This window comes from Saccharopolyspora terrae, from assembly GCF_004348435.1.
In the GTDB taxonomy this organism is placed as follows: domain Bacteria; phylum Actinomycetota; class Actinomycetes; order Mycobacteriales; family Pseudonocardiaceae; genus Saccharopolyspora; species Saccharopolyspora endophytica.
In genome coordinates this window covers 1-1,053 of record NZ_SMKS01000150.1, presented here as the reverse complement: position 1 = coordinate 1,053, position 1,053 = coordinate 1, and the positions used below count along the sequence as shown (strand labels likewise).

General features: G+C 63.2%; 1 pseudogene. It reads left to right on the top strand.

The annotated features are described in order from the left end of the window. Positions 1-294 precede the first annotated feature (294 nt). A pseudogene (locus E1181_RS31125) lies at positions 295-936 on the top strand (transposase); the annotation flags it as partial. Positions 937-1,053: the final 117 nt, after the last annotated feature.

Below are 1,053 nucleotides of genomic sequence, written 5' to 3'. Positions count from 1 at the left end.
GCACGATAAGTGATCACGTGGGGTCCTGGTCCTGTGAAGAATGATCTTGTGGTGAGACCTCTTCTATCGTGGACCCCACGCCCACACCCCTCCAGGCACTCAGCCCCAACCCACTGAGATCACCTCAGTGAGGCGAAGAACGACTCTGCGGCTGCGTTGTCCCAACACACCCCGGTTCGCCCGAGGCTGGTGCGGACGCGATTGTCCTTGCAGATCGGGAAAACTGAGCTGATGTGTATTGGACGGATTCAACCGGTCGTCGCAACACCTCGATCGAGAGGTGGTGCAGTGGGAATGGGGCCGAAGCAGAAGAGGACTCGGGAGTATCGGGGGCAGATCCCGTCGCCGGGGAGGCCGACCGTGGCTTGGCGGGAGGACCGGGTGCGGTTCTGGGATGCGATCGCACGCGGTGTGAAGACCGAGGAAGCGTGCGTGGAGGCCGGCGTGTCGGGGCCAGTGGGGTTTCGATGGTTCCGACATGCTGGCGGCGTGAATCCATGTCTGCCCCAGACGGTCTCGGGACGCTATTTCTCCTTTTCCGAGCGTGAGGAGATCGCATTGCTCAACGCTCGGGAGGTGGGCGTCCGTGAGATCGCCCGGCGAACGGGGCGTAGCCCGGCAACGATCTCCCGGGAGTTGCGTCGTAACGCCTCCACCCGGACCTATGACTTGACATACAAGGCGTCGATCGCCCAGTGGCATGCCGAACGCCGTGCCCGGCGGCCGAAAGTCGCCAAACTCGTTGGTAACGAACTGCTTCGTCAGTACGTGCAGGATCGGCTTTCCGGCGCGGTCACCGCTGCGGACGGACGGAGGGTTTTCGGCCCATCAGGACCAGCATGGAAGGGGCGGAACAAACCACACCGCGGAGACCGAGGCTGGGTGCAAGGATGGAGCCCGGAACAGATTTCAAATCGGCTCGATGTGGGTCTGCCCAGGGTTCGGTTGACACTCGGGGTTGAGTGGTGTCAGGCCGCGGTTGCGGCGGTGTAGATGGTCTCAAACTCGACCGGGGTGAGTTTGCCGAGGCGTCGTTGACGGCGTCGGCGGTGG